Origin of the sequence: Pseudomonas haemolytica, assembly GCF_009659625.1 — a bacterium.
GTDB lineage: Bacteria > Pseudomonadota > Gammaproteobacteria > Pseudomonadales > Pseudomonadaceae > Aquipseudomonas > Aquipseudomonas haemolytica.
Genome location: NZ_VOIW01000001.1, coordinates 695583 through 708852, shown reverse-complemented (window position 1 = coordinate 708852; position 13270 = coordinate 695583). Strand labels below are relative to the sequence as shown.

Sequence of the window (13270 nt, the reverse complement as noted above, 5' to 3'; positions counted from 1 at the left end):
TAGTCGGGCGCAAAAACGCTGGATAAATTTTCAGTGGTTCGGATCGGCCGCTATCATACCCCGCTAATTAATCCCGCGCAGAACGGAGTACCACAATGACCGCGTTTAGCCTCGCTTACACCCTGCATGTACTGGCCGCCCTGATCTGGGTCGGCGGTATGTTTTTCGCCTGGATGATCCTGCGCCCCGCCGCCATGGCGGCCCTTGAGGGCCCTGCCCGGCTCAAGCTGTGGGCAAATGTGTTTCAACGTTTTTTCATATGGGTGTGGGTGGCGGTAGTGGTTTTGCCGATCAGTGGCATTGGCCTGCTGCAATTGCGCTTCAGCGGTTTTGAGACCGCACCGCGTTATGTGCAGGTGATGATGGGGTTGTACCTGGTGATGACGGCGCTGTTTATCCGCATCCAGGCGTTGAAATTCCCGGAGTTGCGCACCGCAGTGGCGGCTGAGGATTGGCCGGCAGGCGCGGCTGCGCTGGGGCAGATCCGCAGGTTGGTGGGGATTAACTTGATCGTGGGGTTGGTAGTGGTGGCGATTGCTTCGGCTCGGCCGATGTTCTAAGCACAGCTGCAAGCTGCAAGCCTTTAACTTGCAGCTTGCAGCTTGTGCCTTGAAGCTGCGGCTCTTCAGAGCCGCTGAATGGTCACAGACCCCGCAGGCCCTGCCGGCCCCGGCTGCCCTTCCAGCCCAGGCCGGCCCTTGTCGCCGCCATCGGCGCGGTACACCAGGCAGCCCTTCGACTGCCCGCCTTTCCCCGGTTTGCCGGCGATACCGGCCAAACCGCCAGCACCACCGTCGACCCAGACCTTGATCTTGTCACCCGGAAAGTCTTGCGGCAGCTCCAGCCGTACACTCGCCCCCGAAGCGCCCGGCAGGCCGTCGCCGCCGTTATCGCCGTTGGCCCCGCGCCCAGCCGAACCCCAGGTGCAACCCGGGTCTTCGCCATGGGCGCCATCCAGGCCCGCATAACCTTGGGCACCGGCACCGCCACGGGCATCCACCGACAATTCTTCAGCGATGAGGGTATTGATCCGCAAGGTCAGGTCACGCCCGGCCTTGGCCGCTTTTTCATGAGTACCTGGGGCGCCGCGGGAGGTAATCTGGCTACCGTGCTCCAACTGCGCCTGGCGCACTTGCATTTGCAGCGCCGTATTGCCGGGGACAATGGCGATGCGTGCGTCACGGCCCAGATGCAGCTCCTCCACCGTGACTTGGCTGATGGTGGACGGGATCAGCAACGTGCCGTAGTCCGCAACGTCCAGGCGCTCCAGTTGCAACACACTGGTGCTGCTGGGCAGGCGCATCAACGAATTGGTTTCGACACTGACGCTTTGGGCCAGGGCAACGGGGCTGACCAACAGGGCCAACAGAAAAACCTTACGCATCATGGGGCTCCTGAGTGTTTTCGAATTTTTCTTTGGGCGCACAGTAACGACTTCTACAGGCGATTTGCCAGTGAAGGATCAAAAAACTTCCGAAGGGCAAGGTTTACCCGAGGATCGCTGGCAATGCCGGATATTTAGCCGCCGCCCGCTCTAGGCCAGCAGGCTCAGCCGCGCTAGTCTCTACGGTCCTTATGTGAGGATGTGTAATGACCGCCGGAATTTCTTCCCGTACGCCCCAGCAAGCACTGGCGGCCCTGCTAGACCTTCAAGGGCCAAAACGCCTGCTGTTATTGGGCGCCAGCCAATTCCCGGCGCTGGATGCCTTTAGAGAAGCACACCCGGACACCGATGTTTGCTGTGCCGCGCCAGGGCCGTTGCCGGAAGAATTGGCGGCGCAGCGTTTTGACCTGGCGCTGGTGGTCGACTGCCTGGAGCACCTGTCAAAACCGCAAGGCCTGACCTTGCTGGGCGGCATTCGTAACCTCAATGCCAGCCGCATCGCCGTGCTGGTCGACCTGAACGCGTGCGGCTGGAAGGAAACCGATTTTTTCTCCCTGGCCCTGCAGGCCGGCGAACGCTTCCAACGCGACAAGCAGTTTCTGACGCTGTTTACCTATGATCTGCTTGACTATAAACAGGTGCCGGACTGGCTCAATGCCCGCTTCTGGGCCAACCCGGAAAATTTCGGAAAGTATTGGTGGTAACCCAATGAGTACATCCATTTGCCCGTGCGGCAGCGGCAATCTGCTGGATGCCTGCTGCGGCCGCTATCACGCCGGCCACCCGGCCCCCTGCGCCAGCGCGTTGATGCGCTCGCGCTACAGCGCCTATGTGCTGGGCCTGGTCGATTACCTGGTGTCCACTACCCTGCCCGCGCAACAGGCCGGCCTGGACCGCGACGCCATCGCCGCCTGGAGTGCCCAGAGCACTTGGCTGGGCCTTGAGGTGGAAAGCTCCGAAGTATTCGGCGGGCAGCCGGAACACGCCTTCGTCACTTTCACCGCGCGCTGGCATGACAGCAGCGGTGAACACAGCCACCGTGAACAATCGTCTTTCGTACAGAATGAGGGGCGCTGGTACTTCATCGACCCGACGGTGGAGGTGAAGGCCGGGCGTAATGATGTATGTTTGTGTGGCAGTGGGCAGAAATTCAAGAAGTGTTGCTCCAGCTACCTCTAATTACCTGACAGGGATAACGCCATGCTTCGGATCTACAGCTTGATGCTGGCGTTAACCTTCGGCCTGACCGGCTGCGCGTCGTGGTTCGAGGACGACTCTCCTCCACCCCACGTTTCCCTGGTGAAGGTCGAGGTGGTGCGGGCGAAGTTGCTCGAGCAGAAATTCAAACTCTATTTTCGCGTGGACAACCGCGACGACGCCGACCTTACGGTGCGCGGCCTGATCTACAAGATCAGCCTGGGCAACCTGCTGCTGACCGAGGGCGAGTCCGACGAATGGCTGACCGTACCGCCGCGCAGTCATAAATTTTTCCGGGTTTCGGTACGTACCAACCTCTGGCCGCAAGTACGTGACGTTGTGCAGATGCTGAAAAATCCCGATCAGCCAGTGCCTTACCGTTTGGAAGGCGAATTGAAAACCGGATTATTCATCGGTAATGACGTGCAGGTCGCGCACAATGGCGAGATAATCCCCGGCGATTTTATTCCGGAGCAACATCGATGACCCAGCAACCCCATGTCCATGGTCCTGACTGCAATCACGATCACGATCACCATGATCACGACCACGGCCATGTCCACGGCCCGAACTGCGGCCATGCTCACCAGGAGCCGGTGCGCAACGCCTTGAAGGATGTGGGTCGCAATGATCCTTGCCCGTGCGGCAGCGAGAAGAAATTCAAGAAGTGCCACGGGGCGTAATTCACCAGCCTCGGTTCGCGCCACTGAAGCCCCGACATGTGGAAGCAAGCTTGCTCCCACATGTCGGGGCTTCTTTGCTTTCAGACCTGTGCAAGCCGCTTCTAACCTTAGACGTAAATATTTCATTGAATTATTGCCCGTCGATCATCACCTATACCCGTAGGCATTCGCTCATCTGGAGAGCTTCATGATCGACCTGTATTACTGGACCACCCCCAACGGTCACAAGGTATCGCTGTTCCTCGAAGAAGCCGGGCTGCCCTATAAGGTGCACCCGATCAACATCGGCCAGGGCGACCAGTTCAAGCCGGACTTCCTGAAAATAGCTCCCAACAATCGCATTCCGGCCATCGTCGATCAGAGCCCCACCGACGGCGGGGCGCCGATTTCCCTGTTTGAATCCGGCGCCATCCTGCTGTACCTCGCGGAAAAAACCGGCCAGTTCCTTCCCCAAGACCTGCGCGGGCGCCAGGAAGCACTGCAATGGCTATTCTGGCAAATGGGCGGCTTGGGGCCGATGGCTGGGCAGAATCACCATTTCAGCCAGTTCGCACCGGAGAAAATCCCCTACGCCATCAAGCGCTATGTGGATGAAACCGCCCGCTTGTATGGGGTGCTGGACCGTCGCTTGGCGGATCGCCCGTTTGTCGCCGGTGCGGACTACAGCATCGCCGATATGGCGATCTACCCATGGATTGTTTCCCACAAGTGGCAGAGCCAGCGCCTGGAAGATTTCCCACATGTGCAGCGCTGGTTCAACAGCATCAAAGAGCGGCCGGCGACCGTACGGGCGTATGAACTGGTGCAGAAAGTGAATCCGCCCAAGCCGTGATCTTGAGTCACATCCGATCAAATGTGGGAGCGGGCTTGCTCGCGAATGCGGTGTATCAGTCAGCGTATGTATCAACTGACGGAACGCCTTCGCGAGCAAGTCGAATCGTCGCACCGCCGCTCCCACATGGATCTCTGCCCGACTCAAGATCTGACGTTTAACCTAAAACTCCCGCTTGCGTCGTTTCGTCGCGCTCACTAACGTAGCGCCTTTACTGACGCTACCCCCCGCAGGAGCTTTGCCATGGCCTCGCCAGCCCTCTTACATTTTCTTCCCCGGTTCGGCGTTGCCGCGGCAGTGGCCAGTGCCTTGAGCCTGGCCGGTTGCCAGCTCCAGAACACCCAGGACACCGTGCCGCCCGTTGCTGGCGTGCAGCCGATCAAGGGCCTCGCGCAAAATGTATCGGTGCGCCGCAATGCCCAGGGCATGCCGCTGATCGAAAGCAACACCTTCCACGACGCGCTGTTCAGCCTCGGTTATGTGCACGCCAGTGACCGCATCACCCAGATGCTCACCTTGCGCCTGTTGGCCCAGGGCCGCCTGGCGGAAATGTCCGGGCCGCAAGTGCTGGATGTCGACCGCTTCATGCGCGCGGTCAACCTCAAGAAAAGCGCCGGCGAGCTGTATAACGCCTCGTCGCCGCGCCTTAAACGCTTCTTTGAGGTGTATGCCCGGGGCGTCAATGCCTACCTGTTCCGCTATCGCGACAAACTGCCGTCGGATCTGGCCCAGAGCGGCTACAAGCCCGAGTACTGGAAGCCGGAAGATTCGGCGCTGCTGTTCTGCCTGCTCAATTTCAGCCAGTCGAGCAACCTGCAGGAGGAAATTGCGTCCCTGGTGCTGGCGCAAAAAGTCGGCGTCGACAAGCTCGCCTGGCTCACCCCAAGCGCGCCGGACGAAGCTATCCCACAGGCCGAAGCCGACAAGCTCAAGGGCGTGAGCCTGGGTCAGATCACCGGCCTCGCCGGGCTGGACACCGTGAGCCAGCAATTGCGCAGCCTCAATGCGCTGGCGGTCACTACCTCGAGCAACTGGGCCATCGGCCCGCAACGCAGCCGCAGCGGCAAGAGCCTGCTGGCCAATGATATCGCCGCCCAGCCACAAGCGCCGACGCCGTGGAGCTACGTGCAGATTCGTGCGCCGAAATACCAGGCTGTCGGTGCTTCGATTGCCGGCTTGCCAACCCTGCTGTCCGGCTTCAACGGCAAGGTCGCGTGGAGCATGAGCGCGGTCAAGGGCGACACCCAGGACCTGTTCCTGGAGAAGGTCAAGCGCCAGGGCAGCGCGTTGTACTACGAGAACAACGGCAAATGGCTGCCAGCCGGCGTACGTAACGAAACCTTCTTCATCAAGGGCCAACGCTCGATTCGCGAAGTGGTGTACGAAACCCGTCACGGCGCGCTGCTCAACAGCAGCCAGGCGCTTACCAGCGGTCTTGGCCTGGCCCTGCAAACCGCCGACTTCAAGGACGACAAGAGCCTGGATGCGTTCTTCGACCTGTCCCGCGCGCAAAACGCCGGCAAGGCGTCGGACGCCACCCGCGAGATTCGCGCCATCGCGTTGAACATGATCTTCGCCGACGCCAGCAACATCGGCTGGCAAGTCACCGGCCGCTTCCCCAACCGCCGTGAAGGCGAAGGCCTGTTGCCATCGCCGGGCTGGGATACGCGCTTTGACTGGGACGGCTACGCCGACGCGATGCTGCATCCCTACGACCAGGACCCGGCCCAAGGCTGGATCGGCACTGCCAACCAGCGTACTGCGCCGCGTGGCTACGGCATGCAGTTGTCCAACTCCTGGGATGCACCGGAGCGCAGCGAACGCCTGGCGCAATTGGCCAGCGCCGGCAAGCATGACAGCCGCAGCCTGATCGCCATGCAGTACGACCAGACCACCACCTTCGCCGCCAAGCTCAAGAGCATGTTCCAGGCACCCGGCATGGCGCAGCCGCTCAAGCAGGCCATCGACGCCCTACCGGCAGCGGAGCGCACCAAGGCCGGCGAAGCACTGGACCGCCTGCTGGCCTTCGATGGTCGCCTTGCGCCAACCTCAGCTGACGCGGCGGTCTACGAGCTGTTCCTGCAGGAAAGCGCCCGGCAGATCTTCCTCGACAAACTCGGCCCGGAAAACAGCGCCAGCTGGAAAGCCTTCGTCAGCAACGCCAGCCTGTCCTACTCGGCCATCGCCGATCACTTGCTGGGCCGTGAGGACAGCCCATTCTGGGATGACACACGCACACCGCAGAAAGAAGACAAACCCGCGATCCTCGCCCGTACCCTCGCCGCCGCCATCAGCACCGGCGACAGCCAATTGGGCGCTGATCACAAGGCCTGGCAGTGGGGCAAGCTGCACAGCAGCACATGGAAAAACACTAATGGCCAGGTCATCCGCGGCCCGTTTGCCAGCGGTGGCGACCACAACACCCTGAACCCTGCGCCATACAGTTGGGGCCAGGATTTCAACACGACCCAGGTGCCGGCGCTGCGCATGATCATCGACTTCGGCCTGGCGGAGCCGATGCTGGGCCAGGGCGGTATTGGCCAATCCGGCAACCCGGCCAGCCCGAACTATGCCAACGGCATCGACCCGCAGCTCAAGGCGCAATACCTGAGCTTCCCGATGCAGCCGCAGAACTTTGAGAAGGTGTATGGGAAGGCCAGGTTGACCCTGACGCCCGGTAAATAACCCGGTTTCCCAGAAGAAACCGAATCCAAATGTGGGGAGGGCTTGCTCCCTCCCACATTTGGCCCCATGTATATCAGATAGAACTTCTCGCGCCGCCTTCGCCTCCTAACTGATAAGCCCATCGCCCACGGCAACCCCATGGACCTTGTCATCGCCCGGCCCGAAGGCCTCTATTGCCCTGCCGGTGATTTCTACATCGACCCCTGGCGCCCGGTAGAGCGCGCCGTGATCACCCACGCCCACGGCGACCATGCCCGCACCGGCAATCAACACTACCTGGCCGCCGCCCCCGGCGAAGGCATCCTGCGCTGGCGCCTGGGCCAGGACATCAACCTGCAAACCCTGGCCTACGGTGAGCGCCTGGTGCATCACGGTGTGACCTTGAGTTTTCATCCGGCCGGGCATGTACTTGGTTCGGCCCAGGTGCGCCTGGAATATCAAGGTGAAGTCTGGGTGGCGTCCGGCGACTACAAGGTTGAACCCGATGGCACCTGTGCGCCGTTTGAACCGGTGCGTTGCCATACCTTTATCACCGAATCCACTTTCGGCCTGCCGATCTACCGCTGGCAGCCCCAGGCGCAGATCTTTGCCGGGATCAACGACTGGTGGCAGGCCAATATCGCCAACGGCAAGGCCAGCGTGCTGTTCTGTTATTCCTTCGGCAAGGCCCAGCGCATTCTCCATGGCCTCGACGCCAGCATCGGCCCGATTCTCAGCCACGGCGCCGTCGAGCCGTTGAACCGGGTCTACCGTGAAGCCGGCATCTACATTCCCGAGACGCTGTATGCCGGCGACTTCAAGAAGACTGACCCACTGCTACGCCAAGCGCTGATCATCGCCCCGCCCTCCGCCGGTGGCAGCACCTGGATGCGCCGCTTCGGCGACTACAGCGATGCCTTCGCCAGCGGTTGGATGCGCCTGCGCGGTACAAGGCGTCGGCGAGGCGTGGACCGTGGCTTTGTGCTTTCAGACCACGCCGATTGGCCTGGGCTATTGTGGGCAATCGAACAAACCGGCGCCGAACGGGTGATGGTTACCCACGGCTCAGTCGGCGTACTGGTCCGCCACCTGCGGGAAAAGGGCTTGGATGCCCAAGGCTTCAGCACCGAGTACGGGGATGACGAAGAAGAGGCCACGGCATGAAAGCCTTCGCCGAGCTGTACGCCAACCTCGACGCCACCACTTCCAGCAATGCCAAGCTCGCGGCCCTGCAGGCCTACTTCCTGCAAGCGCCACCGGAAGATGCTGCATGGGCGGTGTACTTCCTCTCCGGTGGGCGGCCGCGGCAACTGGTGCCGACGCGCCTGCTGCGGGACATGGCCACCGAAGCGGCCAGCATCGAACCCTGGCTGTTCGAAGAAAGCTACCAGTCAGTAGGTGACTTGGCCGAGACGATTTCCCTGCTCCTGCCCGAATCCACCTACAGCTCCGAGGACGGCCTGGCCGTGTGGCTGGAAGAAAAGTTGCTGCCCCTTCGCGGGCTTTCTCCCGTGGACCTGGCCGAGCGACTGCCAGCGTTATGGGCGCAACTGGATCAGCCGAGCCTGATGGTGTGCATCAAGTTGATCACCGGCAGCTTCCGCGTCGGTGTGTCCAAACTGCTGGTCACCCGCGCCCTCGCCGCCATGGCCGATCTGGATAGCAAGCGCGTGGCACAACGGCTGGTGGGCTACACCGACTTGTCGAATCGCCCGACAGCCGAGGGCTACCTCAAGCTGATCGCCGCCGAATCATCCGACGAACATGCGCAACGTGGCGGGCAGCCGTATCCGTTTTTTCTCGCCCATGGGATGGCGCAACCCGTGGAGCAGTTCGACACCCTGCTCGGTTCGCCCGCCGATTGGCAGGTGGAATGGAAGTGGGATGGTATTCGTGCGCAACTGGTCAAGCGTGAGGGGCGCTTGTGGATCTGGTCCCGAGGCGAAGAGTTGGTGACTGACCGGTTCCCCGAACTCCACAGCCTGGTGAGTGGCCTGCCCGACGGGACGGTGATCGATGGCGAAATTGTGGTGTGGAAAGACTCGGTGCAACCTTTCGCACTGCTGCAACAGCGGATCGGCCGCAAGACCCTGAGTAAAAAAGTCTTGGAGGATGCGCCGGTCGCGGTACTTGCCTATGACCTGCTGGAGTATCAGGGCGAGGACTGGCGCAACCACATCCAGGCCGAGCGGCGCACGCAATTGGAACAGGTGATTGCCGCGTGCAACCAACCGGTATTGTTGCCCTCGCCGTTGCTCGAGGGGCCGACTTGGGCAGCGCTGGCCACGCAGCGCGAAGCCTCTCGCAGCCTAGGCGTAGAAGGCATGATGCTCAAAGATCGCAACGGCCTCTACGGCGTGGGCCGCACCAAGGACATGGGCCTGTGGTGGAAGTGGAAAGTCGACCCCTTCAGCATCGACGCCGTGTTGATCTATGCCCAACGCGGCCATGGCCGGCGCGCCAGCCTCTACAGCGACTACACCTTCGCGGTGTGGGATGGCCCGCCGGGCAGCGAGCGCACATTGGTACCGTTTGCCAAGGCGTATTCCGGGCTGACCGACGAGGAAATGCGCAAGGTCGATGCCATCGTGCGCAAAACTACAGTGGAGAAGTTCGGCCCGGTCAGCAGCGTGACGCCGAGCATGGTATTTGAGCTGGGCTTCGAGGGTATTGCCCTGTCCAAGCGACATAAGAGCGGGATTGCAGTGCGGTTTCCGCGGATGTTGCGCTGGCGGCAGGATAAGGCGGTGGATGAGGCTGACAGTCTTACTACTCTGCAGGATTTATTGGCTTGACGCTGGACCTTTGTGGGAGGGGGCTTGCTCCCGATGGCGGTGTGACAGTCACTCCATTCATTGACTGGCATACCGCTATCGGGAGCAAGCCCCCTCCCACATTTGGATCTGGGCCCGAACTAAAATGGCGCACTGGAAATTCAATGCCCATTTTCGGGCATCTCCTACACTCAGGCATGCCTTATCCCACCTTTTAAAAAGCTCATCCGGAACTATGGTGCAGAAATTGCTACTTGTGATCCGTCTGACACCGTTCAGTAACAGTCCTAAACGCGCCACAAGCGCTTATCTTGGTTTTCAGGGAATACCTAATGAAAAAAGCATTGCTGACCCTTTCTGCACTGGCTCTGTGCATGGCTGCTGGTGTTGCTACCGCCAAGGAATACAAGGAATTGCGTTTTGGTGTCGACCCTTCCTACGCACCGTTCGAATCCAAAGCCGCCGACGGCAGCCTGGTGGGCTTCGATATCGACTTGGGCAATGCGATCTGCGCGGAGCTGAAGGTCAAGTGCAAGTGGGTCGAAAGTGACTTTGACGGCATGATCCCGGGCCTTAAAGCCAACAAGTTCGACGGCGTAATTTCGTCCATGACCGTGACCCCGGTGCGCGAGAAGGCAATCGACTTCTCCAGCGAACTGTTCTCCGGGCCTACGTCGCTGGTGTTCAAGAAAGGTGCTGGGTACTCGACACCTGAATCCCTCAAGGGCAAGTCCGTGGGCTACGAGCAAGGCACCATCCAGGAAGCCTACGCCAAGGCCGTGCTGGATAAAGCCGGAGTAACCACCAAGGCCTACGCCAACCAGGACCAGGTTTATGCTGACCTGACCTCCGGGCGCCTCGACGCTTCCGTGCAGGACATGCTGCAAGCTGAATTGGGCTTCCTGAAGTCGCCAGCCGGTGCCGGCTACGAAGTCAGCGCAGCCATCGATGACCCGTTGCTGCCGTCGAAAACCGCCGTCGGTATCAAAAAAGGTAACACTGAACTCAAGGCCCTTTTGGATAAAGGTATCAAAGCGTTACACGATGATGGCACCTACGCCACCATCCAGAAGAAACACTTTGGCGATCTGAACCTGTACAGCGGCAAATAATGCCTGGGGCGCCCTGCCTCGGCGGGGCGCTTTTTTATCGCCATAGGTCCTGATTTATGTTCGAAGATCTGTTGCAAACCCTCGGGCTGAGCGCGTTCAGTTTGAAGGGTTTCGGTCCGCTGTTGCTGCAAGGCACCTGGATGACCATCAAGTTGTCGGTGCTGTCCCTGGCCGTCAGCGTCTTGCTGGGCCTGCTCGGCGCCAGTGCCAAACTGTCCAGCCTGCCGTTCCTGCGTATCCCCGCCCAGCTCTACACCACGTTGATTCGCGGGGTGCCCGACCTGGTGCTGATGCTGTTGATTTTCTACAGCCTGCAAACCTGGCTCACTGGCCTGACCGACTTTATGGAGTGGGAATACCTCGAGATCGACCCCTTCAGTGCCGGGGTGATCACCCTGGGGTTTATCTACGGCGCCTATTTCACCGAAACGTTTCGCGGCGCGATCCTCGCTGTGCCACGCGGCCAACTGGAAGCCGCTACCGCCTACGGGCTCAAGCGCGGGCAGCGGTTTCGCTACGTGACTTTCCCGCAGATGATGCGCTTTGCCCTGCCGGGCATCGGTAATAACTGGATGGTGATGCTCAAGGCCACCGCGCTGGTGTCGATCATCGGCCTGGCGGACCTGGTAAAAGCCGCCCAGGATGCGGGCAAGAGCACCTATCAACTGTTCTATTTCCTGGTACTCGCGGCGCTGATCTACCTGTTGATCACCAGCGCTTCCAACGTTGTCTTGCGCCGGCTTGAACGTCGCTACTCTGCAGGCTCCCGGGAGGCAGTGCGATGATCGAGCTTCTGCAGGAATACTGGCGCCCGTTCCTTTATAGCGACGGCCAGCACATCACCGGCCTGGCCATGACGATGTGGTTGCTCAGCGCCGCGCTCGTCATCGGCTTTCTCGTCTCGATCCCGCTGTCCATCGCCCGCGTCTCGCGCAAGCGCCTGGTGCGTTGGCCCGTGCAGTTCTACACCTACCTGTTTCGCGGCACGCCGCTCTATATCCAGTTGCTGATCTGCTACACCGGCATCTACAGCCTCGCTGCGGTGCGCGAACAACCGCTGCTGGATGCGTTTTTTCGCGACGCGATGAACTGCACCATCCTCGCCTTCGCCCTCAACACCTGCGCCTACACCACGGAGATTTTCGCCGGGGCAATCCGCAGCATGGCGCACGGCGAAGTCGAGGCGGCCAAGGCTTACGGCCTCAGCGGCTGGAAACTTTACACCTACGTGATCATGCCGTCGGCGCTGCGCCGCTCGTTGCCCTACTACAGCAACGAAGTGATCCTGATGCTGCACTCGACCACGGTGGCGTTTACCGCAACGATCCCGGACATCCTCAAGGTGGCCCGGGATGCCAACTCCGCCACCTTCATGACCTTTCAATCATTCGGCATCGCCGCGCTGATCTACCTGGCGGTGACCTTTGCCCTGGTTGGCCTGTTTCGCTTGGCGGAGCGCCGCTGGCTGGCCTTCCTCGGGCCGAGCCACTAAGGAGCTTTCATGCGACATCAGCAACATGACCTGATCGCGCCGGTGCCAGGCACGGCGCGGCAGATCCATAGTTTTCACTTCGGCCCGGAACAGGTCGGCGGCAAAATCTACATCCAGTCCTCACTGCATGCCGATGAACTGCCGGGCATGCTGGTGGCCTGGCACCTCAAGGTGCGCCTGGCAGAGCTGGCGGCGGCCGGGCGCTTGCGCAGCGAAATCGTGCTGGTGCCTGTCGCCAACCCGGTAGGCCTGGAACAAGTACTTATGGATATTCCCCTGGGCCGCTACGAGCTGGAAAGCGGGCAGAACTTCAATCGCCTGTTTGTCGACCTTAGCGAAGACGTCGGTAACCAGGTCGAAGACCTGCTGGGCGATGATCCCCAGCACAATGCCCGCGTGATCCGCACCGCACTGTCCAGCGCCCTGGCCGCGCAGACCGCCCAGACCCAGTTGCAATCCCAACGCCTGGTGCTGCAACGCCTGGCCTGTGATGCCGACATGGTGCTGGACCTGCATTGCGACTTCGAAGCCGTGGCCCACCTGTACACCACGCCCGAGGCCTGGCCGCGGGTAGAACCGTTGGCGCGTTATCTCGGCTCGGAGGCTAACCTGCTGGCCACCGACTCCGGCGGGCAGTCCTTTGATGAGTGCTTCACCCTGGTGTGGTGGCAGTTGCAGCAACGTTTTGGCGAGCGCTTCCCGATCGCCATGGGCAGCTTTTCGGTGACCGTCGAACTGCGCGGCCAGGGCGATGTGAACCATGGCCTCGCTGCGCTGGACTGCCAGGCCATCCTCGATTACCTGACCCACTTCGGCGCTATCACCGGCGACGTGGCGCCCCTACCCGCCCTGGCCTACCCGGCCACCCCGCTGGCGGGCGTGGAGCCGGTGACCACGCCAGTGGGCGGCTTGCTGGTGTTCAGCGCCCTGCCGGGTGAATACCTGGAGGCCGGGCAATTGATCGCCGAAATCATCGACCCCATTACCGACCGCGTAACGCCCGTGCACTGTCGGCACGCCGGCCTGCTTTACGCCCGTTCGCTGCGCCGCATGGCCACTGCCGGAATGGTGATCAGCCATGTCGCCGGCTCACAGGCCTACCGCAGCGGCTACCTACTTTCGCCTTGAGGAT

General features: G+C 61.1%; 14 protein-coding genes. 13 read left to right on the top strand and 1 reads right to left on the bottom strand.

Features of this window, described 5'->3' with window-relative positions; all coding sequences use genetic code 11:
- Positions 1 to 95: 95 nt before the first annotated feature.
- On the top strand, positions 96 to 560 hold the full coding sequence (locus FRT59_RS03220) for a CopD family protein (RefSeq protein ID WP_034118492.1): 465 nt from the start codon (positions 96 to 98) through the stop codon (positions 558 to 560).
- 65 nt (positions 561 to 625) lie between these two features.
- Here FRT59_RS03220 and FRT59_RS03215 read toward each other — a convergent pair whose 3' ends face one another.
- On the bottom strand, positions 626 to 1384 hold the full coding sequence (locus FRT59_RS03215; protein WP_153837632.1) for a collagen-like protein: 759 nt from the start codon (positions 1382 to 1384) through the stop codon (positions 626 to 628).
- 206 nt (positions 1385 to 1590) lie between these two features.
- Here FRT59_RS03215 and FRT59_RS03210 point away from each other — a divergent pair, with 206 nt between their 5' ends.
- The 12 genes from FRT59_RS03210 (at position 1591) to FRT59_RS03155 (ending at position 13266) form a co-directional block, all read left to right on the top strand.
- Entirely contained in the window at positions 1591 to 2088 is a 498-nt protein-coding gene (locus FRT59_RS03210; protein WP_153870373.1) for a DUF6231 family protein, read from the top strand.
- Between the two features lie 4 nt (positions 2089 to 2092).
- Positions 2093 to 2563: a YchJ family protein gene (locus tag FRT59_RS03205; RefSeq protein ID WP_034118489.1), complete on the top strand. Its 471-nt coding sequence runs from the start codon at positions 2093 to 2095 to the stop codon at positions 2561 to 2563.
- 21 nt (positions 2564 to 2584) lie between these two features.
- Entirely contained in the window at positions 2585 to 3067 is a 483-nt protein-coding gene (locus tag FRT59_RS03200; protein WP_034118488.1) for an LEA/WHy family protein, read from the top strand.
- On the top strand, positions 3064 to 3264 hold the full coding sequence (locus FRT59_RS03195) for an SEC-C metal-binding domain-containing protein (protein WP_003189235.1): 201 nt from the start codon (positions 3064 to 3066) through the stop codon (positions 3262 to 3264). Before FRT59_RS03200 ends, FRT59_RS03195 begins: the two co-directional genes overlap by 4 nt.
- Positions 3265 to 3451: 187 nt before the next feature.
- A complete protein-coding gene (locus FRT59_RS03190; protein ID WP_034118487.1) occupies positions 3452 to 4096 on the top strand; it encodes a glutathione S-transferase N-terminal domain-containing protein in 645 nt (214 codons plus the stop codon).
- A gap of 243 nt (positions 4097 to 4339) precedes the next feature.
- Positions 4340 to 6781: a penicillin acylase family protein gene (locus FRT59_RS03185; RefSeq protein WP_153870372.1), complete on the top strand. Its 2442-nt coding sequence runs from the start codon at positions 4340 to 4342 to the stop codon at positions 6779 to 6781.
- A 138-nt stretch (positions 6782 to 6919) separates the two neighbouring features.
- A complete protein-coding gene (locus FRT59_RS03180) occupies positions 6920 to 7924 on the top strand; it encodes a ligase-associated DNA damage response exonuclease (protein ID WP_153870371.1) in 1005 nt (334 codons plus the stop codon).
- Entirely contained in the window at positions 7921 to 9555 is a 1635-nt protein-coding gene (locus tag FRT59_RS03175) for an ATP-dependent DNA ligase (RefSeq protein WP_153870370.1), read from the top strand. The genes FRT59_RS03180 and FRT59_RS03175 overlap by 4 nt, the downstream gene beginning before the upstream one ends.
- 311 nt (positions 9556 to 9866) lie before the next feature.
- A complete protein-coding gene (locus FRT59_RS03170; RefSeq protein ID WP_033902768.1) occupies positions 9867 to 10646 on the top strand; it encodes a transporter substrate-binding domain-containing protein in 780 nt (259 codons plus the stop codon).
- 56 nt (positions 10647 to 10702) lie between these two features.
- Positions 10703 to 11431: an ABC transporter permease gene (locus FRT59_RS03165; RefSeq protein WP_034118483.1), complete on the top strand. Its 729-nt coding sequence runs from the start codon at positions 10703 to 10705 to the stop codon at positions 11429 to 11431.
- Complete coding sequence (locus FRT59_RS03160) at positions 11428 to 12138, top strand: ABC transporter permease (protein ID WP_034118482.1); 711 nt, start codon at positions 11428 to 11430, stop codon at positions 12136 to 12138. Before FRT59_RS03165 ends, FRT59_RS03160 begins: the two co-directional genes overlap by 4 nt.
- A gap of 9 nt (positions 12139 to 12147) precedes the next feature.
- Complete coding sequence (locus FRT59_RS03155; protein ID WP_153870369.1) at positions 12148 to 13266, top strand: succinylglutamate desuccinylase/aspartoacylase family protein; 1119 nt, start codon at positions 12148 to 12150, stop codon at positions 13264 to 13266.
- The last annotated feature ends 4 nt before the right edge of the window (positions 13267 to 13270 follow it).